The 26,221-nt window shown below is 55.2% G+C and carries 23 protein-coding genes; 11 read left to right on the top strand and 12 right to left on the bottom strand.

All coding sequences use genetic code 11. From position 1 onward, the window contains the following. Positions 1 to 29 precede the first annotated feature (29 nt). From lpdA to pdhR, 4 genes are all read right to left on the bottom strand, one after another. On the bottom strand, positions 30 to 1,454 hold the full coding sequence (gene lpdA, locus IM291_RS10750; RefSeq protein WP_023332094.1) for a dihydrolipoyl dehydrogenase: 1,425 nt from the start codon (positions 1,452 to 1,454) through the stop codon (positions 30 to 32). Between the two features lie 175 nt (positions 1,455 to 1,629). Continuing rightward, complete coding sequence (aceF, locus tag IM291_RS10745) at positions 1,630 to 3,528, bottom strand: pyruvate dehydrogenase complex dihydrolipoyllysine-residue acetyltransferase (RefSeq protein WP_192986829.1); 1,899 nt, start codon at positions 3,526 to 3,528, stop codon at positions 1,630 to 1,632. Between the two features lie 14 nt (positions 3,529 to 3,542). After that, positions 3,543 to 6,206, bottom strand: a complete 2,664-nt coding sequence (aceE, locus tag IM291_RS10740; protein WP_028015529.1) for a pyruvate dehydrogenase (acetyl-transferring), homodimeric type — start codon at positions 6,204 to 6,206, stop codon at positions 3,543 to 3,545. 123 nt (positions 6,207 to 6,329) lie between these two features. Further along, positions 6,330 to 7,094, bottom strand: a complete 765-nt coding sequence (gene pdhR, locus IM291_RS10735) for a pyruvate dehydrogenase complex transcriptional repressor PdhR (RefSeq protein WP_006173806.1) — start codon at positions 7,092 to 7,094, stop codon at positions 6,330 to 6,332. 263 nt (positions 7,095 to 7,357) lie between these two features. Between pdhR and IM291_RS10730 the strand changes: the two genes are divergently transcribed. The 4 genes from IM291_RS10730 (at position 7,358) to IM291_RS10715 (ending at position 11,525) form a co-directional block, all read left to right on the top strand. Beyond that, positions 7,358 to 7,585, top strand: coding sequence for a hypothetical protein (locus tag IM291_RS10730; protein ID WP_080351077.1), 228 nt, complete (start codon positions 7,358 to 7,360; stop codon positions 7,583 to 7,585). A 46-nt stretch (positions 7,586 to 7,631) separates the two neighbouring features. Then, complete coding sequence (gene aroP, locus IM291_RS10725; protein WP_028015528.1) at positions 7,632 to 9,002, top strand: aromatic amino acid transporter AroP; 1,371 nt, start codon at positions 7,632 to 7,634, stop codon at positions 9,000 to 9,002. Between the two features lie 164 nt (positions 9,003 to 9,166). Continuing rightward, positions 9,167 to 10,564 (top strand): glycoside-pentoside-hexuronide (GPH):cation symporter, encoded by a 1,398-nt coding sequence (locus tag IM291_RS10720; protein WP_049000515.1) that lies wholly within the window; start codon positions 9,167 to 9,169, stop codon positions 10,562 to 10,564. Positions 10,565 to 10,574: 10 nt separating this feature from the next. Continuing rightward, positions 10,575 to 11,525 carry a family 43 glycosylhydrolase gene (locus IM291_RS10715; protein ID WP_049000513.1) on the top strand — a complete coding sequence of 317 codons (951 nt, stop codon included), beginning with the start codon at positions 10,575 to 10,577 and terminating at the stop codon, positions 11,523 to 11,525. Positions 11,526 to 11,543: 18 nt separating this feature from the next. On the opposite strand, the gene ampE is transcribed toward IM291_RS10715, so the two are convergent. Together ampE and ampD are read right to left on the bottom strand one after the other, a co-directional pair. Further along, positions 11,544 to 12,398, bottom strand: coding sequence for a beta-lactamase regulator AmpE (ampE, locus tag IM291_RS10710; protein ID WP_041911235.1), 855 nt, complete (start codon positions 12,396 to 12,398; stop codon positions 11,544 to 11,546). 9 nt (positions 12,399 to 12,407) lie between these two features. After that, the gene (ampD, locus tag IM291_RS10705; RefSeq protein WP_116342530.1) at positions 12,408 to 12,959 is read right to left on the bottom strand and encodes a 1,6-anhydro-N-acetylmuramyl-L-alanine amidase AmpD; all 552 of its coding nucleotides are present in this window, start codon (positions 12,957 to 12,959) and stop codon (positions 12,408 to 12,410) included. A gap of 87 nt (positions 12,960 to 13,046) precedes the next feature. Here ampD and nadC point away from each other — a divergent pair, with 87 nt between their 5' ends. The 4 genes from nadC to hofC all read left to right on the top strand — a co-directional run bounded on the left by nadC (position 13,047) and on the right by hofC (position 17,119). Continuing rightward, a complete protein-coding gene (nadC, locus tag IM291_RS10700) occupies positions 13,047 to 13,940 on the top strand; it encodes a carboxylating nicotinate-nucleotide diphosphorylase (RefSeq protein ID WP_045259465.1) in 894 nt (297 codons plus the stop codon). 174 nt (positions 13,941 to 14,114) lie between these two features. Then, positions 14,115 to 14,552, top strand: coding sequence for a prepilin peptidase-dependent pilin (ppdD, locus tag IM291_RS10695; protein WP_045259464.1), 438 nt, complete (start codon positions 14,115 to 14,117; stop codon positions 14,550 to 14,552). A gap of 10 nt (positions 14,553 to 14,562) precedes the next feature. Beyond that, a complete protein-coding gene (gene gspE / locus IM291_RS10690; RefSeq protein WP_192971610.1) occupies positions 14,563 to 15,945 on the top strand; it encodes a type II secretion system protein GspE in 1,383 nt (460 codons plus the stop codon). Next, positions 15,935 to 17,119 carry a protein transport protein HofC gene (hofC, locus tag IM291_RS10685; RefSeq protein ID WP_192986828.1) on the top strand — a complete coding sequence of 395 codons (1,185 nt, stop codon included), beginning with the start codon at positions 15,935 to 15,937 and terminating at the stop codon, positions 17,117 to 17,119. Before gspE ends, hofC begins: the two co-directional genes overlap by 11 nt. Before the next feature lie 41 nt (positions 17,120 to 17,160). Here hofC and IM291_RS10680 read toward each other — a convergent pair whose 3' ends face one another. Continuing rightward, entirely contained in the window at positions 17,161 to 18,204 is a 1,044-nt protein-coding gene (locus IM291_RS10680; RefSeq protein WP_028015519.1) for a GMP reductase, read from the bottom strand. Between the two features lie 228 nt (positions 18,205 to 18,432). On the opposite strand from IM291_RS10680, the gene coaE reads away from it, so the two are divergent. From coaE to yacG, 3 genes are read left to right on the top strand one after another with little or no spacing between them, the layout of a single operon-like run. Further along, positions 18,433 to 19,053, top strand: coding sequence for a dephospho-CoA kinase (gene coaE, locus IM291_RS10675; protein ID WP_028015518.1), 621 nt, complete (start codon positions 18,433 to 18,435; stop codon positions 19,051 to 19,053). Beyond that, entirely contained in the window at positions 19,053 to 19,796 is a 744-nt protein-coding gene (zapD, locus tag IM291_RS10670; protein ID WP_028015517.1) for a cell division protein ZapD, read from the top strand. Before coaE ends, zapD begins: the two co-directional genes overlap by 1 nt. Positions 19,797 to 19,805: 9 nt before the next feature. Then, on the top strand, positions 19,806 to 20,000 hold the full coding sequence (gene yacG, locus IM291_RS10665; RefSeq protein ID WP_028015516.1) for a DNA gyrase inhibitor YacG: 195 nt from the start codon (positions 19,806 to 19,808) through the stop codon (positions 19,998 to 20,000). Between the two features lie 34 nt (positions 20,001 to 20,034). Here the strand turns inward: yacG and mutT are convergent, their stop codons facing one another. The 5 genes from mutT to ftsZ form a co-directional block, all read right to left on the bottom strand. Then, positions 20,035 to 20,427, bottom strand: a complete 393-nt coding sequence (mutT, locus tag IM291_RS10660) for an 8-oxo-dGTP diphosphatase MutT (RefSeq protein WP_049000507.1) — start codon at positions 20,425 to 20,427, stop codon at positions 20,035 to 20,037. 57 nt (positions 20,428 to 20,484) lie between these two features. Next, a complete protein-coding gene (gene secA, locus IM291_RS10655; RefSeq protein ID WP_045259459.1) occupies positions 20,485 to 23,190 on the bottom strand; it encodes a preprotein translocase subunit SecA in 2,706 nt (901 codons plus the stop codon). Between the two features lie 58 nt (positions 23,191 to 23,248). Further along, on the bottom strand, positions 23,249 to 23,752 hold the full coding sequence (gene secM, locus IM291_RS10650) for a secA translation cis-regulator SecM (RefSeq protein ID WP_028015513.1): 504 nt from the start codon (positions 23,750 to 23,752) through the stop codon (positions 23,249 to 23,251). A gap of 280 nt (positions 23,753 to 24,032) precedes the next feature. Next, positions 24,033 to 24,950: a UDP-3-O-acyl-N-acetylglucosamine deacetylase gene (gene lpxC / locus IM291_RS10645; RefSeq protein ID WP_006810110.1), complete on the bottom strand. Its 918-nt coding sequence runs from the start codon at positions 24,948 to 24,950 to the stop codon at positions 24,033 to 24,035. Positions 24,951 to 25,051: 101 nt separating this feature from the next. Beyond that, entirely contained in the window at positions 25,052 to 26,203 is a 1,152-nt protein-coding gene (gene ftsZ / locus IM291_RS10640; RefSeq protein WP_008501978.1) for a cell division protein FtsZ, read from the bottom strand. Between the last annotated feature and the right edge of the window lie 18 nt (positions 26,204 to 26,221).

Here is a 26,221-nt window from a genome sequence, read left to right as displayed (position 1 = left end):
CTTAGGCCGCTTTTTTCATCTGAAGAAACTTATTTCTTCTTCGCTTTCGCGTTTGGCAGGTCAGTAATGCTACCTTCAAACACTTCAGCCGCCAGGCCCACGGACTCGTGCAGAGTCGGGTGCGCGTGGATGGTCAGCGCGATGTCTTCCGCGTCACAGCCCATTTCGATAGCCAGACCGATTTCACCCAGCAGCTCACCGCCGTTGGTACCGACAATCGCACCACCGATTACGCGGTGAGTCTCTTTGTCGAAGATCAGTTTGGTCATACCGTCTGCGCAGTCGGAAGCGATAGCACGGCCAGAAGCAGCCCACGGGAAGGTGGCGGTTTCGTAGCTGATGCCTTTCTCTTTCGCTTCTTTCTCGGTCAGACCGACCCATGCAACTTCTGGCTCGGTGTACGCGATAGATGGGATCACTTTCGGATCGAAGTAGTGCTTCATGCCGGCGATAACTTCAGCGGCAACATGACCTTCGTGAACGCCTTTGTGCGCCAGCATTGGCTGACCGACGATGTCGCCGATAGCAAAGATGTGCGGCACGTTAGTACGCAGCTGTTTGTCAACGCGGATGAAGCCACGGTCGTCCACTTCCACGCCAGCTTTGCCCGCGTCGAGGTTTTTACCGTTCGGTACACGACCGATAGCCACCAGCACGGCGTCGTAACGCTGAGGTTCGGATGGGGCTTTTTTGCCTTCCATGGAAACGTAAATACCGTCTTCTTTCGCTTCAACGGCAGTCACTTTGGTTTCCAGCATCAGGTTAAACTTCTTGCTGATGCGCTTGGTGAAGACTTTAACGATGTCTTTGTCAGCAGCCGGGATAACCTGGTCGAACATTTCAACCACGTCAATGTCTGAACCCAGCGCATGGTACACGGTACCCATTTCCAGACCGATGATACCGCCGCCCATAACCAGCAGACGCTTAGGAACGGTTTTCAGCTCCAGGGCATCGGTGGAATCCCACACGCGTGGATCTTCATGTGGAATGAATGGCAGTTCGATTGGGCGAGAGCCTGCCGCGATGATCGCGTTGTCGAAGTTGATAACGGTTTTGCCGTTTTCGCCTTCCACTTCCAGGGTGTTCGCACCGGTGAATTTACCCAGACCGTTAACCACTTTGACCTTACGGCCTTTGGCCATACCCGCCAGACCGCCGGTCAGCTGAGTGATAACTTTCTCTTTCCAGGTACGGATTTTGTCGATATCGGTTTTTGGCTCGCCGAAGACGATACCGTGTTCAGCCAGCGCTTTGGCTTCTTCGATAACTTTCGCTACGTGCAGCAGCGCTTTAGAAGGGATACAGCCGACGTTCAGACAAACACCGCCGAGGGTGCTGTAACGTTCTACGATGACGGTTTCCAGACCTAAATCCGCTGCACGAAATGCTGCGGAGTAACCTGCCGGGCCTGCCCCAAGTACTACGACCTGAGTTTTGATTTCTGTGCTCATCATGACCTCTTAGTTTATACCCGTCGTCCACCGGGTCGTTCTATCCGCCCGCAGTTTACAAAATTGTTAACAATTTTGAAACAACAAACGGCTCACGAATTGTCGCTTTCACCAATAACCTCATAAACTCCATGAGATTATCAGAAAAAAGCCGGCCGACTGGCCGGCTTTTCGATTACATCACCAGGCGGCGAATGTCGCTCAGCATGTTGTTGATGATGGTGATGAAACGCGCACCATCAGCCCCGTCGATCACGCGGTGGTCGAAGGACAGAGAGATTGGCATCATCAGACGCGGCACGAACTCTTTGCCATTCCACACCGGCTCCATCGCGGACTTGGACACACCGAGGATAGCCACTTCCGGCGCGTTCACAATCGGCGCGAAGTGGGTAGTACCCAGGCCGCCGATGCTGGAGATGGTGAAGCAGCCGCCCTGCATTTCGCCGGCAGTCAGCTTACCATCACGCGCTTTCTTGGAGATGGTGGTCAGTTCACGGGACAGTTCAGTGATGCTCTTCTTGTTCACGTCTTTGAATACCGGAACAACCAGACCATTTGGCGTATCTACCGCAACACCGATGTTGATGTATTTCTTCAGCGTCAGCTTCTGGCCGTCTTCGGACAGGGAGCTGTTGAAGCGTGGCATCTGCTCCAGAGCAGCGGCAACGGCTTTCATGATGAAGACCACTGGGGTGAATTTCACGTCCAGCTTACGCTTCTCGGCTTCGGCGTTCTGCTGTTTACGGAACGCTTCCAGATCGGTGATATCGGTTTTGTCAAAGTGGGTAACGTGCGGGATCATCACCCAGTTACGGCTCAGGTTCGCACCAGAGATTTTCTGGATACGGCCCAGTTCCACTTCTTCGATTTCGCCGAACTTGCTGAAGTCCACTTTCGGCCATGGCAGCATGCCCGGGATACCGCCGCCAGCGGCTGCCGCAGGTGCAGCTTCGGCGCGTTTCACCGCGTCTTTCACGTAAGCCTGAACGTCTTCGCGCAGGATACGACCCTTACGGCCGGTCCCTTTCACTTTCGCCAGGTTCACACCGAATTCGCGCGCCAGGCGACGAATCAGCGGGGTGGCGTGGACGTAAGCGTCGTTTTCAGCGAACTCTGATTTTTCTGCTTTTGCAGCAGGGGCAGCGGCTGGTTTAGCAGCCTGAGCCGGTGCAGCAGCCGGTGCTGGAGCAGCCGCGGCAGCCGGAGCTGCGGCAGGCGCAGCGCCTTCCACTTCGAAGACCATGATCAGGGAGCCGGTAGACACTTTGTCGCCGGTGCTGATTTTGATCTCTTTAACGGTACCGGCGAACGGCGCAGGCACTTCCATGGAAGCCTTGTCGCCTTCAACGGTGATCAGTGACTGTTCAGCGGCAACTTTGTCGCCCACTTTTACCATCACTTCGGTGACTTCAACTTCGTCACCGCCGATGTCCGGTACGTTAACGTCTTTCGCACCGCCAGCAGCGGCTGGTGCAGCGGCCGGAGCCGGAGCAGCGGCCTGTGCAGGCGCGGCAGCAGGTGCAGCACCCGCCACTTCGAAGACCATGATAAGCGACCCGGTAGACACTTTATCGCCGGTGTTGATCTTGATCTCTTTAACGGTACCGGCGAATGGCGCTGGTACTTCCATAGAGGCTTTGTCGCCTTCTACGGTGATCAGTGACTGCTCGGCCGCAACGGTATCGCCCACTTTCACCAGGATTTCAGTGACTTCAACTTCGTCACCGCCGATGTCAGGCACGTTCACTTCTTTCGCTGCCGCGGCAGCTGCTGGAGCAGCGGCGGCCGGAGCGGCTTCTTTCTTCTCTTCCTGCGCAGGTGCAGCAGCTGCTGCACCGTCGGCGGAATCGAAAATCATGATCAGTTTGCCAGTCTCGGTTTTATCGCCAACGGAGACTTTGATCTCCTTAACGATGCCAGCCTGAGGAGACGGGACTTCCATAGAGGCTTTATCGCCTTCTACGGTGATCAGCGACTGTTCAGCTTCAACTTTGTCGCCCACTTTGACCAGGATCTCGGTGATTTCAACTTCATCAGCCCCGATGTCCGGCACTTTGATTTCGATAGCCATTATTCTTTTACCTCTTACGCCAGACGCGGGTTAACTTTTTCTGCATCGATGTTGAATTTGGTAATTGCGTCCGCAACCACTTTCTTATCGATTTCGCCACGTTTAGCCAGTTCGCCCAGTGCTGCTACAACCACGTAAGAAGCATCTACTTCGAAGTGGTGACGCAGGTTTTCGCGGCTGTCAGAACGACCGAAGCCGTCAGTACCCAGAACGCGATAATCATCAGCTGGAACGTATGTACGAACCTGCTCAGCGAACAGTTTCATATAGTCAGTGGACGCCACCGCTGGCGCGTCGTTCATCACCTGAGCGATGTACGGAACGCGTGGGGTTTCCATTGGGTGCAGCATGTTCCAGCGCTCACAATCCTGGCCATCACGCGCCAGTTCGGTGAAGGAAGTCACAGAGTACACGTCGGAACCCACGCCGTAGTCTTTCGCCAGGATCTGCGCTGCTTCACGCACGTGACGCAGGATAGAACCGGAGCCCAGCAGCTGAACTTTACCTTTGCTACCTTCAATGGTTTCGAGTTTGTAGATACCTTTACGGATACCTTCCTCGGCACCTGCTGGCATTGCCGGCATGTGGTAGTTTTCGTTCAGGGTGGTGATGTAGTAGTAAATGTTCTCTTGCGCTTCACCGTACATGCGCTGCAGGCCGTCATGCATGATGACAGCAACTTCGTACGCGTAGGACGGGTCGTAAGAGATACAGTTCGGGATAGTCAGAGACTGAATGTGGCTGTGGCCATCTTCGTGCTGCAGACCTTCACCGTTCAGAGTCGTACGTCCAGAAGTACCACCGATCAGGAAGCCGCGAGCCTGCTGGTCGCCTGCCTGCCAGCACAGGTCACCAATACGCTGGAACCCGAACATGGAGTAGTAAATGTAGAACGGAATCATCGGCAGGTTGTTGGTGCTGTATGAAGTCGCAGCAGCCAGCCAGGATGCGCCTGCGCCCAGCTCGTTGATACCTTCCTGCAGAATCTGACCTTTCTCGTCTTCTTTGTAGTATGCAACCTGCTCACGGTCCTGCGGGGTGTACTGCTGGCCGTTCGGGCTGTAAATACCGATCTGACGGAACAGACCTTCCATACCGAAAGTACGCGCTTCGTCGGCGATGATTGGAACCAGACGATCTTTGATCGACTTGTTCTTCAGCATCACGTTCAGGGCACGAACGAAAGCGATGGTGGTAGAGATCTCTTTGTTCTGCTCTTCCAGCAGCTGAGAGAAGTCTTCCAGCGCCGGCAGTTCCAGCTTCTCGGTGAAGTTAGGCTGACGAGCTGGCAGGTAGCCTTTCAGCGCCTGACGACGTTCGTGCAGGTACTTGTGCTCTTCAGAGCCTTCCGGGAAGGTGATGTAAGACAGGTTTTCTACCTGCTCATCGGTCACTGGAACGTTGAAACGGTCGCGGATATAGCGCACGCCGTCCATGTTCATTTTCTTAACCTGGTGAGCGATGTTTTTACCTTCTGCGGTATCACCCATGCCGTAACCTTTGATGGTGTGGGCCAGGATTACAGTCGCTTTACCTTTGGTTTCACGCGCTTTTTTCAGTGCAGCGTAGATTTTCTTCGGATCGTGACCACCGCGGTTCAGGGCCCAGATCTGCTCATCAGTCCAGTCGGCAACCAGCGCTGCGGTTTCTGGATATTTGCCGAAGAAGTGCTCACGCACGTAGGCACCGTCTTTGGATTTGAAGGTCTGGTAGTCGCCGTCAACGGTTTCGTTCATCAGCTGGATCAGTTTACCGCTGGTGTCTTTACGCAGCAGTTCGTCCCAACGGGAACCCCACATGACTTTGATCACGTTCCAGCCAGCACCTGCGAAGATGCCTTCCAGTTCGTTGATGATCTTGCCGTTACCGGTTACCGGACCATCCAGACGCTGCAGGTTACAGTTGATGATGAAGCACAGGTTGTCCAGCTTCTCACGGGTTGCGATGGTGATCGCACCTTTAGATTCTGGCTCATCCATCTCACCGTCGCCCAGGAAAGCGTAAACGGTCTGCTCAGAGGTATCTTTCAGACCACGGTGTTCCAGATACTTCAGGAACTTAGCCTGGTAGATCGCACCGATTGGGCCCAGACCCATAGATACGGTCGGGAACTGCCAGAATTCAGGCATCAGTTTAGGGTGCGGATAAGAAGACAGACCTTTACCGTGAACTTCCTGACGGAAGTTGTTCATCTGCTCTTCAGTCAGACGACCTTCCAGGAATGCACGTGCATAGATGCCCGGAGAGATGTGGCCCTGGAAGTACACCAGATCGCCGCCGTCTTTCTCGTTCGCTGCACGGAAGAAGTGGTTGAAGCACACTTCGTAAACGGTCGCAGAAGACTGGAAGGACGCCATGTGGCCACCCAGCTCCAGGTCTTTCTTGGACGCGCGCAGAACGGTCATGATGGCGTTCCAGCGGATTGCAGAACGGATACGACGTTCCAGATCCAGATTGCCCGGGTATTCCGGTTCGTCTTCAACGGCAATCGTGTTTACGTAGTTGCTAGCCCCTGCACCTGAAGCAACCTTCACGCCGCCTTTGCGGGCTTCAGAAAGCAGCTGATCAATCAGATACTGAGCGCGCTCAACACCTTCTTCACGGATGACCGATTCGATCGCCTGTAGCCAGTCGCGAGTTTCGATCGGATCCACGTCATTTTGGAGACGTTCTGACATGGGGGTATTCCTTATCTATCTAATACGTTGATTTGTCTGGAACCTGTCCCATTGTGCTCTTGGGCAAGAACACAATAAGACAGGTTCTGCGTTTAGTTGCCGCGCTCTAAAAGTACCTGGCGCTTAATCCTTTCGTTGCTGTATGCGGCGTAATGAACGTTCGCGACGCGATTGTTCACGGCTGCGGTCCAGCAAGATTTCCTCAATGAAAGCCAGGTGACGGTGCGACGCTTCGCGCGCCTGCTCCGGCTCCCCGGCCATTATCGCCTCGAATACTCGGGTGCGATGGTTGCTTACCAGCGGGAGCATCTCCCGACGGGCATACAACAATTCAAAATTCTGACGAACGTTCTGGGCCAGCATCGGCTCCATGCAGCGTAGCAGATGGAGGAGCACCACGTTGTGTGCCGCTTCGGTGACGGCGATTTGATACTGGACAACGGCGCTGGACTCGGCGTCTAAATCGCCGGACTGCTGTGCCCGTTCAATGGCCTGATGCAGTTCGCGGATACGCACGCGATCTTCATCAGTGCTGCGAAGGGCGGCGTAATAGGCCGCAATACCTTCAAGCGCGTGACGGGTCTCAAGCAGGTCAAACTGGGATTCTGGGTGGTCAGAGAGAAGTTCTACCAGCGGATCGCTGAAGCTCTGCCACAGGCTGTTTTGCACAAAGGTTCCGCCGCCCTGGCGACGAAGCAGCAAGCCCTTTGCTTCGAGGCGTTGAATCGCCTCACGCAGAGAGGGACGTGAAACGTCGAACTGTTTTGCCAGCTCGCGTTCTGGCGGAAGTTTTTCACCCGGGCGCAGGGTCCCTTCGAGGATTAAAAACTCCAGCTGCTGCTCAATCACATCAGATAGTTTTGGTTGGCGAATTTTGCTGTAGGCCATATTCCCTGTCTTACGCCTTTTTGCCCGGAGTCAATTGGTCTTACCAATTTCTAGTTCGTATCGCTAAAGTAACAAAGTATTCACCTTCTGTCCATATTGGTTTTGATTGAAATCAGTAAACCCTGCACATTTTAACAACCTTACAGAAATAACGTTTCAGAAATGTAACTTTGCACAAATGTGTTGATTACTCCCAAAGAGGGAGTTTTAACCATAATGAAACGAGGGGTTTTGCAATCTGAAGCGATTCAACATGGCAAATAATGAAAATTCGCCCACTTAAGAAGCATTTCTATTCTATAGGTTGGGTTAGGAAGAATAAGCGGGCCGATTTACAAATGCTTTCTTTTTATTCAAGTCGTCAGCATCCCTTCATAAAGCAGGTGCATTCGCAGGCGCTTACCACTATTCTGGCGCGTACGGAAGTCTTCTCCGCTTTTTTCGGTTTGTTTAACCGTAAAGAAATAAATACAGAATATGGACTTTCATAATTACACACGCACAGCGTGAACATAACAACCACACACGAGGTTTCAAATGGAAGCTCAACAGCACGGCGATCAGCTAAAGCGCGGACTTAAAAACCGCCATATACAGCTCATCGCACTGGGCGGTGCGATTGGTACCGGCCTGTTTCTGGGCAGCGCATCCGTTATCCAGTCAGCCGGTCCGGGTATTATTTTGGGTTACGCGATTGCGGGTTTCATTGCTTTTCTGATCATGCGCCAGCTTGGCGAAATGGTCGTTGAAGAGCCGGTCGCAGGCTCGTTCAGCCACTTTGCCTACAAATACTGGGGCAGTTTTGCGGGCTTCGCCTCCGGCTGGAACTACTGGGTGCTGTACGTTCTGGTTGCTATGGCCGAGCTGACCGCCGTCGGGAAGTACATTCAGTTCTGGTATCCGGAGATCCCAACATGGGCGTCTGCTGCAGCCTTCTTCGTGATTATCAACGCCATTAACCTGACCAACGTAAAAGTGTTCGGCGAGATGGAGTTCTGGTTTGCCATTATCAAAGTCATTGCCGTTGTGGCGATGATTATCTTCGGTGGCTGGCTGCTGTTCAGCGGCAACGGCGGCCCGCAGGCTACCGTGCGTAACCTCTGGGAACAGGGCGGCTTCCTGCCTCACGGCATGACCGGTCTGGTGATGATGATGGCAATCATTATGTTCTCCTTCGGCGGCCTGGAGCTGGTGGGTATTACCGCCGCCGAAGCCGATAACCCGGAGCAAAGCATCCCGAAAGCCACAAATCAGGTTATCTACCGTATTCTGATCTTCTATGTGGGCTCACTGGCCGTGCTGCTCTCCCTGCTGCCGTGGACGCGCGTGACCGCTGACACCAGCCCGTTTGTTCTCATCTTCCACGAGCTGGGCGATACCTTTGTCGCCAACGCCCTGAACATCGTGGTGCTGACAGCAGCGCTCTCCGTTTACAACAGCTGCGTATACTGCAACAGCCGTATGCTGTTCGGCCTGGCCCAGCAGGGCAACGCGCCGAAGATGCTGCTCAACGTGGATAAACGCGGCGTGCCGGTGAATACCATCATTGTTTCAGCCATCGTGACCGCGCTGTGCGTGCTGATTAACTACATGGCTCCGGAATCGGCGTTTGGCCTGCTGATGGCGCTGGTAGTCTCCGCTCTGGTTATCAACTGGGCGATGATCAGCCTGGCGCACATGAAGTTCCGCCGCGCGAAACAGCAGCAGGGCGTCACCACGCGCTTCCCTGCCCTGCTCTATCCGCTGGGTAACTGGATTTGCCTGCTGTTTATGGCTGCCGTGCTGGTGATCATGCTGATCACGCCGGGCATGGCGATTTCCGTCTACCTGATCCCGGTCTGGATTGCGATCCTTGGTGTTGGCTATCTCTTCAGCCAGAAAAGCCGTAATGCCATGAAGGCGCACTAAACCTCTCGCCGCGGCACCTGTTTTTGCGGGTGCTGCGCGTTGTTATCTCCTTCACACTTTCACGCCAACAGCACATTTATCCATATCACCGCCCTGATACTGCAACGCATATATTCCTTTGCCAGCGAATAATTCTCCCCATACCGTAAACCGGAGAGCTGTCGATGGATAACAACAAACTGTCAGTAAAAGAAAAGATCGGCTATGGGATGGGCGACGCGGGATGCAACATCATCTTCGGCGCCATCATGCTGTTTGTTAACTATTTCTATACGGATATTTTTGGCCTGGCGCCTGCGCTGGTCGGCGTGCTGCTGCTGTCCGTCCGCGTAATTGATGCCGTAACGGACCCGATTATGGGGGCGATTGCCGACCGTACCCGCAGTAAATATGGCCGGTTTCGTCCATGGCTGCTGTGGATTGCGTTCCCCTACGCGCTGTTCAGCATTCTGATGTTCACCACCCCGGAGTGGAGCTATAACAGCAAAGTTATCTATGCGTTTGTCACCTACTTCCTGCTCTCGTTAACCTATACGGCCATCAACATCCCTTACTGCTCCTTAGGTGGGGTGATCACCAACGATCCAAAAGAGCGCGTGGCCTGCCAGTCGTATCGCTTCGTGCTGGTCGGCATCGCCACGCTGCTGCTCTCCTTAACGCTGCTGCCGATGGCCGACTGGTTTGGCGGGGATAACAAAGCCAAAGGCTACCAGATGGCGATGACTGTCCTGGCGCTGATTGGTACCTGTATGTTCCTGTTCTGCTTCGCCACCGTGCGCGAGCGCGTGCGTCCGGCAGTGCAAACCAACGACGAACTGAAAAACGACCTGAAAGACGTGTGGAAAAACGACCAGTGGGTGCGCATTTTGCTGCTCACGCTGTGCAACGTCTGCCCGGGCTTTATCCGCATGGCGGCGACCATGTATTACGTCACCTGGGTGATGGGCCAGAGCACCCACTTCGCCACGCTGTTTATCAGCCTGGGCGTTGTCGGCATGATGCTTGGCAGCGTGCTGGCGAAAGTGCTGACCGACCGCTGGTGTAAGCTGAAGGTCTTCTTCTGGACCAATATCGTGCTGGCGGCATTCTCCTGCGCCTTCTATTTCTTCGACCCGAAAGCCACCGTTACCATCGTGGTGCTCTATTTCCTGCTGAACATCCTGCACCAGATCCCGTCTCCACTGCACTGGTCGCTAATGGCCGATGTGGACGACTACGGCGAGTGGAAAACCGGAAAACGCATCACCGGGATCAGCTTCTCGGGTAACATCTTCTTCCTGAAACTGGGCCTGGCGATTGCCGGTGCGATGGTCGGCTTCCTGCTCTCCTGGTACGGTTATGACGCGGGCGCAAAAGCGCAAAGCGCGGACGCCATTAACGGGATCGTGCTGCTCTTTACCGTCATTCCGGGCATTGGATACTTAATTACCGCTGGGGTGGTACGTCTGCTGAAAGTGGACCGTGAGACCATGAAGCAGATCCAGTCCGATCTGGAAAAACGCCGCAACAATTACCGCGAGCTGAATGACTATCAGGAACTCAAAGCCGCTGAGACTAAATAAGGAAAGCCGCATGCATAACTGGCCAAACCCGTTTATCGAACAACGCGCCGACCCGTACATTTTACGCCATGAGGGACAGTACTATTTTATTGCCTCCGTGCCGCAGTACGACAGGCTGGCGATCCGCCGCGCAGACTCGCTGGAAGGCTTACGTCATGCCGAAGAAGTGGTGGTCTGGCGCAAACCCGAGACCGGCCCGATGAGCCAGCTAATCTGGGCGCCAGAACTGCACCACATTGACGGAAAGTGGTACATCTATTTTGCCGCCACGCACACCCAGGCGCTCGACGCGCTCGGGATGTTCCAGCACCGCATGTTTGCGATTGAGTGTGCGGACCGCGATCCGCTCAGCGGTACCTGGATCGAGAAAGGGCAAATCAACACCCCGTTCGACACCTTCGCCCTGGACGCCACCACCTTTGTTCATCAGGGCAAACGCTGGTACCTGTGGGCGCAAAAAGCCCCGGATATTTCCGGTAACTCTAACCTCTATCTGTGCGAAATGGAGAACCCGTGGACGCTGAAAGGCGAGCCGGTGATGCTCAGCAAGCCAGAATACGACTGGGAATGCCGTGGTTTCTGGGTCAACGAAGGTCCGGCGGTGCTGGTTCACGGCGATAAGCTGTTTATCAGCTACTCCGCCAGCGCCACCGATGAGAACTACTGCATGGGATTACTGTGGATAGACCTGAACGCCGATCCGCAAAACCCGGCAAACTGGCACAAATCCCCTCGCCCGGTTTTCGTCACCAGCTACGAGAACCGCCAGTACGGGCCAGGCCACAACAGCTTTACGCAAACGCCGGAAGGGGAAGATGTATTGGTATACCACGCAAGAAATTACACCGAAATTGAAGGCGATCCGCTTTACGATCCGAACCGTCATACTCGCCTGAAGCTTGTCCGCTGGGACGAAAACGGGATGCCTGATTTCGGCATCCCGCCTGCGGATACGTTATAGCGTCTGCGGCGCGCTGGGTTACACCAGCGTGCCGTAAATCGTCAGCAGCGCCACAATCACCACCACCACAAACGAGGTTTTCTTCGCCATTGAAACGGCGGCTTTTGGCGTTTCGATCTTGTCGGTATGCGGTTCGCGCGCCAGCGAGAACTGCGCCAGGCGCGTCAACACCTGGTACTGGGACGTATGGCGGTCCCCAAGAGAAGCGAACCATGCGGGCAGCGCTTTTTCACCGTGGCCAATTAAGGCGTACACCACGCCCACCAGACGCACCGGAAGCCAGTCGAGCACGTGCAGGATGGCATCAATGCCGGAGAGCAAACGCTCATGCGGCGTCAGATAACGGGCAAGCCAGGTCTGCCAGGCGCGCAGGAACGAATAGCCCATCAGCAGTACCGGCCCCCACGGGCCGCCCACCACAAACCAGAACAGCGGAGCAAGGTAGTAGCGGAAGTTAATCCACAGCAGCGCGTTTTGCAGCTCGCGCAGGAACTCGCGCTCGTCGCAGTCCGGTGGCACGCCGTGGATCATCGTCAGCTCGCTCGCCATCGCGCCGCGCGCGTGGGCATCGTCACGGGAGGCGGCTTTCAGGTAGGCGTGATAGTGCAAACGCACCTTGCCCGCACCAATGCACAGCACGCCGAGCAGGATCCACACCACCAGCAGCGGCACGTTGAAAAAGAGTCCGTACAGCGAGCGCAGCAGCAGGAAGGTAATCAGCATGACGCCCGCCATCATCAGCAGCGTGCGCAGCATGGAAAAGTGCTTGATGCGGCGGAACAACACCTCCAGCCGGTGATCCAGTTGCCAGTGCTCGCCGAGCTTGAACAGGCGTTCAGCGATGATAACCAGCAGCATGGTAAACAACGTCATGGTATCTCCTTATTCTGACGACGCGGCAAGCATGGCGCGAAACCGCGACCAGTCAAATGCCGGGCCGGGATCGGTTTTTCTCGCCGGAGCGATATCGCTGTGCCCGGTAATATTGTCGGCGATTGCCGGGTAGAGTCCGATAAGCGTGTGGGTAATAGCAACCAGCTGCTGATACTGGGCATCGGTGTAGGGGGTAGTATCCGTGCCTTCCAGCTCAATCCCAATCGAGAAATCGTTGCACCGTTCGCGCCCGTGATACATCGATACCCCGGCATGCCAGGCGCGCTTATCAAAAGGAACATACTGAACTACCTCACCATCACGGCGAATCAGGCAGTGAGCCGACACGCGCAGATGCGCAATCTCAGCGAAGAAGGGATGAGCATTGGGATCTATCGTTCCCGTGAATAACGCATCGATCCACGGGCCGCCAAACTCACCCGGCGGGAGGCTAATATTATGAACCACCAGCAGTGTGGGCTTTTCATCCTCCGGGCGGCAGTCGTGGTGCGGCGAGGGCACATGCCGCGCATCCACCAGCCATCCGTTTTCTAACAACATGCTGGAACTCCTTCTGTATGGTGCAATGACTCGGTTCAGAGTAGCATGTTTCAATATTATGATTCGTTACCAATTTGGAGTTTTATCATGCCGCCTCGCCGCTACAACCCCGACCACCGACGTGAAGCGCTTCTGGAACGTATTAATATGGATATTCCGGCAAGCGTCGCCCATGCGTTGAAAGAAGACCTGGGGGGTGACGTTAACGCCGATAAAGATATTACCGCACAATTGTTGCCAAAAGAGACACGCTCGCACGCGGTCATTATCACCCGTGAGGAGGGCGTTTTCTGCGGCAAGCGTTGGGTTGAAGAGGTCTTTACTCAGCTGGCGGGTGACGATGTACAGGTGACATGGCACGTTGATGATGGTGATGCAGTGACCGCCAATCAGCCGCTGTTCGAGCTGGACGGTCCTTCCCGCGTATTACTGACCGGCGAGCGTACCGCGCTCAATTTTGTCCAAACGCTCTCTGGCGTCGCCAGTGAAGTGCGCCGCTACGTTGACCTGCTGGCCGGCACCCGTACCCAACTGCTTGATACCCGCAAAACGCTGCCGGGCCTGCGCACTGCGCTGAAGTACGCGGTGCTCTGCGGCGGCGGCGCAAACCATCGTCTGGGCCTGTCCGATGCTTTCCTGATTAAAGAGAACCACATTATTGCTTCTGGCTCCGTGCGTCAGGCGGTGGAAAAGGCCTTCTGGCTGCATCCGGATGTGCCGGTTGAGGTGGAGGTCGAAAGCCTGGAAGAGCTGGAGCAGGCGATTAAGGCCGGGGCCGATATCATCATGCTCGATAACTTCGAAACGGAGCAGATGCGCGAGGCGGTGAAACTGACCAACGGCCGGGCCCAGCTTGAAGTGTCCGGAAACGTCACTTTCGAGACGATCCGTGAGTTCGCCGAAACCGGCGTGGATTACATCTCCGTTGGCGCGCTGACCAAGCACGTGCGCGCCCTCGATCTCTCAATGCGCTTCAAATAACGCACGCTCCCCTCTCTGTCCGGAGAGGGGAATTTCAGCCTCGCTCGCAAATCCATTGTCCTTCTCTGCAACACGGAATGAATTCTCTGAAGCTCCTTTCTCGTTCTCTTTTTTGCCCCTCGTTTCTGCCCTGTCCCGCTGACAAACTAGCGCCACTTTGCATAAGGAGCAGATATGGACAGACAACAAGGATTCACACTCATTGAGCTGATGGTGGTCATTGGCATTATTGCGATTCTGAGCGCCATCGGCGTTCCCGCCTATCAGAACTACCTGCGTAAAGCAGCCCTCACCGATATGCTGCAAACTTTCGTTCCCTATCGCACTGCCATTGAGCTTTGCGCGCTCGATCGCGGCGGCGTGGAAAGCTGCGATGCCGGCAGTAACGGTATACCCTCTCCTGCCACGACGCGTTACGTTTCAGGAATGAGCGTGGCGAAAGGGATCGTGACCTTAACAGGCCAGGAGAGCCTGAACGGGCTGACGGTAACCATGACGCCGCAGTGGAGCAACGGCAACGGTATGACGGGCTGGACGCGTGACTGCAATATCAGTGCTGACAGCGCGCTTAAGCAGGCCTGCGAAGACGTCTTCCGCTTCGACACTAACTAAGGGGCGGATAATGAACACCGATCAACTCGTGGCGCTTTGTCTTCGCCACCATGCCCTGCTGCTCACCAGTGACAGCGACATGATTAGCATCGCCGTCGTGGGAACCCCCGCGCCTGAACTGATGGAGGCCCTGCGCTTCGCGACCCAGAAGCGGATTGATATCGAATGCTGGAGCGCTGAACGCATGGAAAAGCACCGGCAGTTAACCGCGCAATCGCATCTGCCCGTCGTTTCGCAACCCCACTCCGCGGTGGATATCCTCAACCACACGCTGCAGCAGGCAGTAAACCAGCGCGCGTCTGACATCCATATCGAACCAATGGAGCACGCGTGCCAGATCCGCTTACGTATCGACGGGGTTCTTTATCCGCAGCCTCCTCTTTCCGCCGCGCTGGCGACGATGCTCAGCGCCCGGTTAAAAGTGCTGGGTAATCTGGATATTGCGGAACGACGCTTGCCGCAGGACGGCCAGTTTACGATTGAGCTGACAAACGAGCCGGTCTCGTTTCGTATCGCCACGCTTCCCTGCAATGGCGGTGAGAAAATTGTGCTGCGTTTGCTACATCAGGTTCAGCAGGCGCTGGAGCCGAACGCTCTTGGCATGAGCGCTAAACAGCTGGCCTGTTTTAATGAGGTACTCCACCAGCCTCAGGGGCTAATTCTGGTCACCGGCCCGACGGGCAGCGGCAAAACCGTAACGCTCTACAGCGCGCTGCAGGCGCGTAACACCCCTGACGTCAACATCTGCAGCGTGGAGGATCCCATCGAGATCCCGCTTGCGGGGTTAAATCAGACGCAGGTTAACCCCCGCGCGGGCTTAACATTCCAGAGCGTACTGAGAGCGCTGCTCCGTCAGGATCCGGACATCATTATGGTAGGGGAAATTCGCGATGGTGAAACGGCAGAAATTGCCCTTAAAGCCGCGCAGACCGGGCATCTGGTATTGTCGACGCTGCACACCAACTCGACGACGGAAACCCTCATTCGTCTGGAGCAGATGGGCGTGGCGCGCTGGATGATATCTTCCGCGCTCTCGATGGTGATTGCCCAGCGGCTGGTTCGGCGCCTTTGCCCGCACTGCCGACAGAAAACAGGGGAGCATACGGACCTGCCGCGCTCGGTTTGGCCGCAGCAACTTCCTCGCTGGCAGCCTGCAGGCTGCGATCGTTGTTATCACGGTTTTTACGGGCGCGTGGCCATTTTTGAAGTACTTGCGATCGATAATCCCCTGCGCCAGGCTATTGCCAGCGGGGCAGGCACCGAGGTGATTGAAGCCAGCGCCCGACAGGCTGGACTCATCTCGCTGTTTGAACACGGCTGCATGGCCGTTGAACAAGGGATGACCACGCTTGAAGAGTTAGTGCGTGTTCTGGGTATGCCCGATGGCTGCTAATCAACTCTGGCGCTGGCGAGCAATCTCCGCTGAAGGAGAACCCCGAAACGGGGTACTCTGGGCCACCGACCGCAACGCAGCCTTCACCAGGCTGATGCGTAACGACCTCCATCCTCTGGCCCTGACCCGATGCGCTCAAAGGCACCGCTGGCGTCCATATCACTGCTACGAGATGTTTCGTCAGCTCGCAACGCTCCTGCAGGCCGGGCTGACGCTCGCGCATAGTCTGCAAATGCTGGCAGACCAACATCCAGTAGAACCGTGGCGGGGGCTACTGCAAAACGTTGCCGATGAACTCAGTGAAGGCTGTCCTTTTTCTGAGGCGCTCAAACGGTGGCCAGCGGTCTTTAGCCCACTGCATATATCAATGGTGAAAACCGGAGAGCTAACGGGGAAGCTTGAAGCGTGCTGCCGAGAGCTTGCAGAGCAGCAAAAAGCGCAGCAGCAGCTCAGCGCGAAGGTGAAAAAAGCGCTGCGCTACCCGGCGATCGTCCTGACGCTGGCCGTGCTCGTCGTGCTAGCAATGGTCACCCTGGTTTTGCCCGAATTTGCCGCGATCTACAAAACCTTTAATACCCCGCTTCCGGCGCTGACGCGAATTGTTATGGGGATAGCCGCGTTTATGCAGTCATATGCCCTTGCGCTGTTCGCGATGCTGCTTGTTCCCGTAACCGCAGCCTGGCCTCTGCGACACCATCCTCGCTGGCAGCGTATTCTGCTGAGTTTTCCCGTAATGGGCGCGCTGGCGAAAGGGCAAAAACTGGGGCAGATCTTCACCGTGCTGTCGCTCACGCAGCAGGCGGGCATTGCATTCTTACAGGGGCTTGAAAGTGCAGAAGAGACTGTTGAAAGCCGGTACTGGCAGGGAATACTCCGCAGCATACGCGAGAACATTGAAAAAGGTCTCCCCGTCTGGTCGTCCTTTCAGAAGGCGGCAATGTTTACCCCGCTCTGTATTCAGCTTTTACGAACCGGCGAGATGTCAGGTTCGCTGGACGTCATGCTGGCAAACCTTGCTCGCCATCACACGGAACAGACCTTTCAACGGGCAGACAACCTGGCGGCGCTTCTGGAGCCACTGCTCCTGGTTGTTACGGGGGTTATCATCGGCACGCTGGTGGTGGCAATGTATCTGCCGATTTTCCATCTGGGTGATGCGATGAGCGCGGGGTAGTGCAGTAGCGCTGGCGCACGAGCATGCGCCAGCGAAAGCCATTACAGGCTATTGAAAACGCGGTTTTCCTGCTCCTGAACGCGAATAAACGTTGTGCGTTTCGTCAGCTCTTTCAGGCGGGATGCACCCACGTAGGTACAGGCTGAGCGCAGGCCGCCCAGGATGTCGCGCGCGGTGTTTTCAACCGGGCCGCGCAGAGGCAGCTTCACGGTTTTGCCTTCTGCCGCACGGTATTTTGCCACGCCACCGACGTGGCGGGTCATCGCGGATTCAGAGCTCATACCGTAGAACAGCATGAATTTCTCGCCGTTCTCTTCCACCACGGTGCCGCCGCTCTCTTCGTGGCCTGCCAGCATACCGCCGAGCATCACGAAGTCCGCGCCGCCGCCAAAGGCCTTTGCGACATCGCCCGGCATGGTGCAACCGCCGTCGCTGATGATCTGGCCGCCCAGGCCGTGCGCCGCGTCGGCACATTCAATGACCGCGGAAAGCTGCGGATAACCAACTCCGGTCTTCACGCGCGTGGTGCATACGGAGCCCGGGCCAATGCCCACTTTCACGATGTCGGCACCGGAAAGGATCAGCTCTTCACACATTTCACCGGTCACCACGTTACCCGCGATGATGGTTTTGGTCGGCCAGGCTTCGCGCGCCTTGCTGACGAACTGCACGAAGTGCTCGGAGTAACCGTTCGCCACATCAATACAAACGAAGCTAAGCGCCGGGTTAGCATTCAGGATCTGTTTGGTTTTCTCGAAATCGGCATCGGAAGTACCGGTGGAAACCATCACGTGCTTCACCACGTCAGCAGAGGCGGACGCAACAAACGCATTCCACTCTTCAGGAGTGTAGTGCTTGTGGACTGCAGTAAGAATATCGAACTGAGCCAGCGCCGTTGCCATCTCAAAGGTACCGACTGTATCCATGTTGGCAGCAATGATTGGCACGCCAGACCACGTCTGACCGGAATGCTTAAAGGTGAATTGACGTTCGAGTTCAACGTCTGAGCGACTTTTCAGTGTAGAGCGTTTAGGGCGGATAAGAACGTCTTTGAAACCTAACTTCAGATCTTCTTCGATACGCATGTGCGGATTCCTGGGGTTAGAGGCAAATATGTTAAAAGCACAACTCCAGTGACGCTATCATACGCACTAATACCTGCTCCGCAAGACTGCGAAATTCTCTTTTTTTACGCTACAATCCTATAAATTTACCTGGTAAAAAGCCGGTAAAGAGAATCAAACAATTACTGTCGCACGTTTGTTTTTTAAGCAACTGATTTCCATAATGAATAATTCCCAGGATTTGATTTAATGGGGTATATCGTCGCAGTAACCGGCGGCATCGGTAGTGGCAAAAGTACCGTTGCGGACGCGTTTTCTCGTCTCGGCATCGCGATTATTGATGCTGATATTATTGCCCGTCAGGTGGTAGAGCCCAATACACCCGCGCTAAAGGCCATCGCCGACCATTTCGGTCAGGCAATCATCAATGCCGATGGCACACTGAACCGCCGTCAGCTTCGCGAATATATTTTTTCCGATTCTGCGGAAAAAGCCTGGCTTAATGCCCTGCTCCACCCCATTATCCACCAGGAAACTCAGCGTCAGATAGCCGCAGCCCGCTCGCCCTATGTCCTGTGGGTGGTTCCGCTCCTGGTAGAAAATCAGCTGCATAAGAAAGCCAATCGGGTATTGGTGATTGATGTCACACCCGAGACGCAAATCCAGCGAACCATGACGCGCGACCACGTCTCGCGTGAACATGCTGAACAAATTCTTGCCGCTCAGGCCACTCGCGCTCAGCGCCTTGCCGTTGCGGATGATGTTATTGATAATAACGGCGCACCAGATGCCATTGCATCGGATGTTGCCCGCCTGCACGAGCAGTATCTAACCTTCGCCGCGCAGGCCGTTGCACAGGAAAAACCATAATGTCGACTCACATCCTTTTTGAGCACCCGCTTAATGAAAAAATGCGTACCTGGCTGCGCATTGAATTTCTCATCCAACAGCTTTCACAACATCTGCCTGTTAACGATCATGCCACGGCGTTGCACTTCTTTCGCAACGTAGGCGATCTGCTGGATGTGATTGAACGTGGCGATGTCCGCACGGAGCTGTTGAAAGAGCTGGAGCGCCAGCAGCGTAAATTACAGGCCTGGGCCGAAGTACCGGGCGTGGATCAAAGTCGAATTGACGCCTTACGCCAGCAGTTGAAAAACAGCAGCACGACGCTGATGGCCGCGCCGCGCGTTGGGCAATATTTACGAGAAGACCGTTTGATAGCGCTGGTGCGCCAGCGCCTGAGCATACCGGGCGGTTGCTGTAGCTTTGATCTGCCAACGCTGCATATGTGGCTGCATATGCCGCAGGAACAGCGCGATCGCCAGGTAAACAGCTGGCTGGGTAGCCTGGAGCCGATGAATCAGACGCTATCGCTGATCCTCGATCTTGTGCGTAACTCTGCCCCGTTCCGCAAGCAAACCAGTCTCAACGGTTTTTATCAGGACAACGGCGACGACGCCGATCTTCTGCGTCTAAATTTGTCGCTTGGCGAGCAGCTTTATCCGCAAATTTCCGGGCATAAAAGCCGTTTCGCGATCCGCTTTATGCCGCTGGACAGTGAAAATGGCACCGTGCCGGAACGCCTCGATTTTGAACTGGCCTGTTGTTAAGGAGTGCCAATGTCTGACGTCACCACCGTAAACTGCCCAACCTGTGGGAAAACTGTCGTCTGGGGAGAAGTGAGTCCGTTTCGCCCGTTCTGCTGCAAGCGCTGTCAGCTCATTGATCTGGGCGAATGGGCGGCGGAAGAGAAACGAATTCCGAGCGAAGGCGACCTCTCGGATAGCGATGACTGGAGCGAAAGCCAGCAGTAACGTTCAAAGCCTGCTGGCGATTCGTTCGGCAGGCCTACATGTTTGTCGCTAAGCGGCGGATCACAGGCTCATTGGCTGGCGGGAATTTGTCGGCATCACTGATCTGAAGTTCCACCCAGTTACCCGGCTGTCCCTCTTTTCCCCAAGGTTCACCTTCCCAGCTTTCCACCAGCCAGAACCACAGCGTGATGTGCCTGTCGGGAAACTGATACTCCAGCTTATCGAACAGCGTGGCGCCAAGCGGGGTAATCCCCACCTCTTCCTGCAGCTCACGCACCAGCGCCTCTTCCGGTGTTTCTCCTGATTCGATTTTCCCGCCAGGAAACTCCCACTTGTTCGCCATATGGGCGTCAGCAGCGCGCTGGGTGATGAAGATTTGGTTTTGCGGGTTGCGAATAATCCCGACGGCAATTTGCAGTATTTTCATAGCGTCACTCCCATAAAAAAGGCGCAGATATCTGCGCCTTTTCAGTTAGTTATGTTCTTAGCTCAGGCGGCCGTGGCACGCCTTGTATTTTTTACCGGAACCACACGGGCACGGATCGTTACGACCGACTTTACGATCGCCGGTCTGCGCGGCGATCGCTGCTGCGGCTTCGCTTTCGTCAGTCTGGTGGCTCAGCTGCTGCATCTGCGCCAGACGCTCAGCTTCTTCACGGCGCTGCTGCTCCATCGCTTCCACTTCTTCCGGCATGCGCACCTGAACCTTGCTCAGGGTGCTGATCACTTCGTACTTCAGTGACTCCAGCATAGAGGCAAACATGGAGAAGGATTCACGCTTGTATTCCTGCTTCGGATCTTTCTGCGCATAGCCGCGCAGGTGGATACCCTGACGCAGGTAGTCCATCGCCGCCAGGTGCTCTTTCCACAGGGAGTCCAGCGTCTGCAGCATCACGCCTTTTTCGAAGTGACGCATCATCTCAGCGCCAACCACTTCTTCCTTACGCTTATAAACCTCCAGCGCGGTTTCAAAGATACGTTCGCGCAGGGTCTCTTCATGCAGCTCAGGCTCTTTATCCAGCCACTCTTTGATTGGCAGATCGAGATCGAAGTCGTTTTTCAGACGTTCCTGCAGGCCTTCAACGTCCCACATCTCTTCCAGAGACTGCGGCGGAATATGCGCGTCGATGGTGGCTTTGAACACATCTTCGCGGATGCTGTTGATGGTTTCGCTCACGTCGGACACGTCCAGCAGTTCGTTACGCTGGGTGTAGATCGCGCGACGCTGATCGTTGGCCACGTCATCATATTCCAGCAGCTGCTTACGAATATCGAAGTTGCGGCTTTCCACTTTACGCTGGGCGTTAGCGATCGCTTTAGTCACCCATGGGTGCTCAATGGCTTCACCAGGCTTCATGCCCAGCTTACGCATCATGCCGGACACGCGGTCGGAGGCGAAAATACGCATCAGCGCATCTTCCATAGACAGGTAGAAGCGGGAAGAACCGGCATCACCCTGACGGCCCGCACGGCCGCGCAGCTGGTTGTCGATACGACGAGATTCGTGACGCTCGGTACCGATGATGTGCAGACCACCGGATGCCAGCACCGCGTCGTGACGCACCTGCCAGTCGGCTTTGATCTGCTCGATCTGCTCTGGCGTTGGGTTTTCCAGCTCTGCGACTTCAGCCTGCCAGCTACCGCCGAGCATAATATCGGTACCACGACCCGCCATGTTGGTGGCGATGGTGACGGCTGCCGGATAGCCCGCCTGAGCAACAATGTCCGCTTCTTTAGCGTGGAACTTGGCGTTCAGAACGTTGTGCTTGATGCCTGCTTTGGTCAGCTCATTGGAAACCACCTCGGATTTCTCGATGGAGATGGTCCCCACCAGAACCGGCTGACCATTGGCAGTACGGTCGCGAATATCTTCGATGATCGCCTGAATTTTTTCCGCTTCGGTCATGTACACCAGGTCCGGCATATCCTTACGGATCATCGGACGGTTGGTTGGCACAACCACGGTATCCAGCTTGTAGATGGAGCTGAATTCAAACGCTTCGGTATCTGCGGTACCGGTCATCCCCGCCAGCTTCTCATACAGACGGAAGTAGTTCTGGAAGGTGATTGAGGCCAGCGTCTGGTTTTCGTTTTGAATGTCCACGCCTTCTTTCGCTTCCACCGCCTGGTGCAGGCCATCGGACCAGCGACGACCCTGCATGGTACGGCCGGTGTGTTCATCGACAATGATGACTTCACCGTCTTTCACGATGTAATCAACGTCGCGGGTGAACAACGCGTGGGCACGCAGCGCGGCGGTTACGTGATGCATCAGCATAATATTGCTCGGAGAGTACAGAGACTCACCTTCTTCCATAATGCCTTCAGCCACCAGCAGCTCTTCGATTTTCACCAGACCGCGTTCGGTCAGGTTCACCTGGCGCGCTTTTTCATCTACGGAGAAGTGGCCTTCACCCTGGAAGGTATCGGAGTCTTCTTTCTCCTGACGCAGCAGGTGTGGAATGATTTTGTCGACTTTACGGTACATGTCAGAGCTGTCTTCGGCCGGGCCGGAGATGATCAGCGGGGTACGCGCTTCATCGATCAGAATGGAGTCAACCTCATCCACCAGCGCATAGTGCAGCTTACGCTGGACGCGCTCTTCCGGGCTGAACGCCATGTTGTCGCGCAGGTAGTCGAAGCCGTATTCGTTGTTGGTGCCGTAGGTGATGTCCGCGTTGTAGGCTTCGCGCTTGGCGGGTGCCGGCAGTCCGGACATGTTGATGCCGACGGTCATGCCGAGGAATTCGAACAGCGGACGGTTGTTTTCGGCATCACGCTGGGCCAGATAGTCGTTGACGGTAACGACGTGAACGCCCTTACCGGTCAGTGCATTCAGGTAAGCCGGCAGCGTTGCGGTCAGGGTTTTACCTTCACCGGTACGCATTTCCGCGATGCAGCGTTCGTTAAGCACCATACCGCCCAGCAATTGAACGTCGAAGTGACGCATGCCGAACACACGTTTACTCGCTTCACGCACCACGGCGAATGCTTCCGGGATCAGGCTCTCTAAGGTTTCGCCTTTTTCCAGGCGTGCGCGGAACTCCGCGGTTTTCGCCTTCAGCTCATCATCAGAGAGCTTCTCCATCGCCGGTTCCATACCGTTGATGATGTTTACAGCTTTGCGCATACGGCGCAGGGTACGATCGTTACGACTACCAAAAACTTTGGTTAATAATTTGATTAGCATAATAAATTCTCAAACGCCCCAGACGGGCAGATAAATTAAGGTATTGAAAAAGGTTAATTTAGCTGAGGCGTTGAGGCCCGGCACGGATGCCGTGAACCTGGCTAATCCATGTCGAAACGGAGAATGATACAGGAGGAACAAACCAGGTTTGCGCCGTCTGACTCACGGTCACGGGCGGCTGGTTATCCTGCGTCAGAAGCGCATTAAGCGTATCGAGCAGGGCAAGATGCTGAGCCTGAACCGGCAGCGACTCTTCAGCAACAGGCATCGTCTGCGGCGCCATCGCGAACGACAGATGACGAATAACCGTGCGGATGGCGTGCTGCTGCCAGTAATCAACGGAGAAATTAGGACGACGGCTGGCTTCAAGCCACGCGAGATTAGTAAAGTTAACCCGCGTCGAGAGATCGTGTTTAGTTGTCGTGGAACGTGCTGGCGTCGCCGCTTCCGCACTGTTGCTGAGCGCAGGCAAGCCGAAACTCGCCGCGACCATCCCTAATAAGAGATGCGGCCAGAAGTAACGTCTGCCAAATTGTCGCCAGCGCGTCAGTATTCCGCTCACTTGCTCCACCACAATCGCCCGCCAGTGCAGGCTGAGTTCAATTATTCTTTTTTAGCGCCCAGATATTACCACTAAAGCCAATACGCAGCAGCAGGAATGACACCTTGCAGCAGGTAAAAACGGTCAATAATGCAGCGAACACACCGTTATTCGGCACCCGACAATGGCCAGGGAGTAGAGGGGCAAATCAAAGAAGGGTAGAAATAAAAACGACTGGCTTCCCTGGTCGGAGAGAGTACCAGGTGAACCAGTCGCTTTTCTTACGAAACGGCGTTAACCGTTACGCCAGGACCATAGTCGGTGCTTTGAACGCCAGCGGCAGTTCCGCTTCGTCTTCAAAGGTCACATATTCCCAGGCTTCCTGTTTTGCCAGGACGGCCTGCAACAATTTGTTGTTCAGTGCATGACCGGATTTGAACGCGGTAAATGCACCAATGATGTTGTGACCACACATGAACAGGTCGCCGATCGCATCCAGCATTTTGTGACGAACGAATTCATCTTCAAAACGCAGGCCGTCTTCGTTCAGTACGCGATAATCGTCAACAACGATGGCACAATCGAAGCTGCCGCCCAGGCACAGGCCGCGAGACTGCAGATATTCGATATCACGCATGAAGCCAAACGTACGTGCGCGGCTGATCTGGCGCATAAACGCATCAGCAGAGAAGTTCATCGCGTAGCGCTGGGTGCTGGAGTCAATCGCCGGATGGTTAAAGTCGATGGTAAAGTCCAACGAGAAACCATTGTACGGTTTAAATTCAGCCCACTTGTCGCCATCTTCGACGCGAACGGTCTCTTTGATGCGAACAAATTTCTTCGCACAGTTCAGTTCTTCGATGCCGGCATCCAGCAACAGATAAACGAACGGCGCAGCACTACCATCCATAATCGGGATTTCTGGCGCATCGACTTCAACAATAATGTTGTCGATACCCAGACCCGCCAGGGCGGCGTTCAGGTGCTCTACGGTAGAAATCCGCACGTCATGCTCGTTCACCAGACAAGTACAGAGCATAGTATCACGCACAGATTTGGCATCGGCCGGAAAATCTACCGGTGGATTCAAGTCGGTGCGACGATAGATGACCCCGGTATTGGCCGGCGCAGGGCGTAACGTCAGTGTGACTTTCTTGCCGGTATGTAAACCGACACCCGTCGCCTGAACGATACGTTTAAGTGTCCTTTGTTTGATCATCGTATAATCTCGCCAAATTAACTATCCAACCGAGAGTGTATATCACTAACGGTGGGCCAGTTTAGCACAAAGAGCGCAAATCCCCAAATTCCAGCCAATTCTTAGTCAGCTTGCTTACGCAGGAACGCCGGGATGTCCAGATAATCTGGCTCTTTTGCCGTTTGCGGCGTTGGGTCGTTCACCACTTTCGCGGCCGGTTTTTGCTCCTGAGTCAGAGGAGACATACCGTGCTGCTGGTAACGATCCATTACCGGTTGCTGAGTCTGCTTGTTGGTCACGAGGGTGATCTCAGGACGCTTGTCCATACCGATACCGGTCGCAACAACGGTAACACGCAGCTCGTCGTTCATTTCCGGGTCAAGGGAAGTACCAATTACCACGGTCGCGTTGTCAGAGGCGAACGCGCGGATGGTATTACCCACGGTTTCGAACTCATCCAGACGCAGGTCAAAGCCAGCGGTAATGTTGACCAGCACGCCGCGCGCACCGGACAGATCGATATCTTCCAGCAGTGGAGAAGAGATAGCCATTTCAGCCGCTTCTTCCGCACGGTCTTCGCCGCTCGCCACGCCAGAGCCCATCATCGCGTAGCCCATTTCGGACATCACGGTGCGAACGTCTGCAAAGTCAACGTTCATCAGGCCAGGACGGGTAATCAGTTCTGCGATACCCTGGACCGCGCCTTTCAGCACGTCGTTTGCTGCGCCGAAGGCGTCAAGCAGGGAGATACCACGACCCAGAACTTTCAGCAGTTTGTCGTTCGGGATGGTGATCAGCGAGTCCACATGCTTGGACAGCTCGGTGATACCCTGTTCCGCGAAGGCCATACGCTTTTTGCCTTCGAAGTTGAAAGGCTTGGTCACGACAGCAACGGTCAGGATACCTAAATCTTTAGCTACTTCAGCGACAACAGGTGCTGCACCGGTACCGGTACCGCCGCCCATGCCTGCTGCGATGAAGACCATGTCCGCACCTTCCAGTGCAGCACGCAGGGCTTCACGATCTTCTTCAGCCGCGTTGCGACCGACTTCCGGGTTAGCCCCAGCGCCCAGCCCTTTGGTGATGCCACCGCCGATCTGGATAGTCTGGCCAACTGCCGTTTTACGCAGTGCCTGCGCATCGGTGTTAACTGCGAAGAATTCAACACCTTCAATGCGTTCACGCACCATATGCTCTACGGCGTTACCGCCGCCGCCACCGACGCCGATGACTTTAATCACCGCGTCGTTGGTCAGTTCCATAGGTTCAAACATAATTTCTCTCTCCGTTGT

The organism is Enterobacter cloacae complex sp. P27C (assembly GCF_014895705.1).
GTDB classification, from domain to species: domain Bacteria; phylum Pseudomonadota; class Gammaproteobacteria; order Enterobacterales; family Enterobacteriaceae; genus Enterobacter; species Enterobacter bugandensis.
Note: the sequence above shows the minus strand (reverse complement) of the source record. Positions and strands in the feature narration are given on the sequence as shown.

Bases quoted from the DNA above. Each gene is read 5' to 3' on its own strand.
- ampE (WP_041911235.1), bottom strand. From the start codon at position 12,398: ATGACGTTGTTTACCATGCTGCTGGTTATCATCGCTGAACGCCTGTTC.
- IM291_RS10720 (WP_049000515.1), top strand. From the start codon at position 9,167: ATGGATAACAACAAACTGTCAGTAAAAGAAAAGATCGGCTATGGGATG.
- IM291_RS10715 (WP_049000513.1), top strand. From the start codon at position 10,575: ATGCATAACTGGCCAAACCCGTTTATCGAACAACGCGCCGACCCGTAC.
- IM291_RS10730 (WP_080351077.1), top strand. From the start codon at position 7,358: ATGAAAATTCGCCCACTTAAGAAGCATTTCTATTCTATAGGTTGGGTT.
- pdhR (WP_006173806.1), bottom strand. From the start codon at position 7,094: ATGGCCTACAGCAAAATTCGCCAACCAAAACTATCTGATGTGATTGAG.
- hofC (WP_192986828.1), top strand. From the start codon at position 15,935: ATGGCTGCTAATCAACTCTGGCGCTGGCGAGCAATCTCCGCTGAAGGA.
- yacG (WP_028015516.1), top strand. From the start codon at position 19,806: ATGTCTGACGTCACCACCGTAAACTGCCCAACCTGTGGGAAAACTGTC.
- secA (WP_045259459.1), bottom strand. From the start codon at position 23,190: ATGCTAATCAAATTATTAACCAAAGTTTTTGGTAGTCGTAACGATCGT.
- lpdA (WP_023332094.1), bottom strand. From the start codon at position 1,454: ATGAGCACAGAAATCAAAACTCAGGTCGTAGTACTTGGGGCAGGCCCG.
- aroP (WP_028015528.1), top strand. From the start codon at position 7,632: ATGGAAGCTCAACAGCACGGCGATCAGCTAAAGCGCGGACTTAAAAAC.
- ppdD (WP_045259464.1), top strand. From the start codon at position 14,115: ATGGACAGACAACAAGGATTCACACTCATTGAGCTGATGGTGGTCATT.
- mutT (WP_049000507.1), bottom strand. From the start codon at position 20,427: ATGAAAATACTGCAAATTGCCGTCGGGATTATTCGCAACCCGCAAAAC.
- aceE (WP_028015529.1), bottom strand. From the start codon at position 6,206: ATGTCAGAACGTCTCCAAAATGACGTGGATCCGATCGAAACTCGCGAC.
- lpxC (WP_006810110.1), bottom strand. From the start codon at position 24,950: ATGATCAAACAAAGGACACTTAAACGTATCGTTCAGGCGACGGGTGTC.
- IM291_RS10680 (WP_028015519.1), bottom strand. From the start codon at position 18,204: ATGCGTATCGAAGAAGATCTGAAGTTAGGTTTCAAAGACGTTCTTATC.
- ampD (WP_116342530.1), bottom strand. From the start codon at position 12,959: ATGTTGTTAGAAAACGGATGGCTGGTGGATGCGCGGCATGTGCCCTCG.
- zapD (WP_028015517.1), top strand. From the start codon at position 19,053: ATGTCGACTCACATCCTTTTTGAGCACCCGCTTAATGAAAAAATGCGT.
- nadC (WP_045259465.1), top strand. From the start codon at position 13,047: ATGCCGCCTCGCCGCTACAACCCCGACCACCGACGTGAAGCGCTTCTG.
- ftsZ (WP_008501978.1), bottom strand. From the start codon at position 26,203: ATGTTTGAACCTATGGAACTGACCAACGACGCGGTGATTAAAGTCATC.
- aceF (WP_192986829.1), bottom strand. From the start codon at position 3,528: ATGGCTATCGAAATCAAAGTGCCGGACATCGGGGCTGATGAAGTTGAA.
- coaE (WP_028015518.1), top strand. From the start codon at position 18,433: ATGGGGTATATCGTCGCAGTAACCGGCGGCATCGGTAGTGGCAAAAGT.
- gspE (WP_192971610.1), top strand. From the start codon at position 14,563: ATGAACACCGATCAACTCGTGGCGCTTTGTCTTCGCCACCATGCCCTG.